The sequence below is a fragment of the Streptomyces sp. P9(2023) genome (assembly GCF_032436795.1).
GTDB lineage: Bacteria > Actinomycetota > Actinomycetes > Streptomycetales > Streptomycetaceae > Streptomyces.
Map to the genome: position 1 here is coordinate 1 of NZ_JAUPWM010000238.1, position 354 is coordinate 354.

Genomic DNA, 354 nt, shown 5'->3' on the forward strand with positions numbered 1-354 from the left:
CCCGTGACGAACAGATGGTCATTAATGAACAGGTTCGGAATATCGTCAACGAAAATACCAACCTGACTGGTCGTGATGGGTTTTACTGGCGAAATCAGGTGCTTACCAATGTCCAGCGTCAGCCCGGATTGGGAACCAAACACATACAGAAAGCGCCTATCCACCCAAGCCTGCATGATCGTATGCAGGAAATCTGGGACCAGCAAGAAGCTCTTGACGTGAACAAGCGAAAGCTCATGCAAGGCTTTGCAGTGCTGTTGCGGAATGTCTATAACAAGGCAGACATAAGAAATGCTTTGCCTGAACCAGTGGTGAAAATCCTTGATGGGGGTCGGTTAATGACCTACCCACGTA

1 protein-coding gene is annotated in these 354 nt (G+C 48.6%); it reads left to right on the forward strand.

Annotation, left to right across the window (positions count from 1 at the left end):
- Positions 1 to 354, forward strand: a 354-nt coding sequence (locus Q5762_RS37480; protein WP_315896782.1) for a hypothetical protein, incomplete at both ends; no start/stop codon positions are given.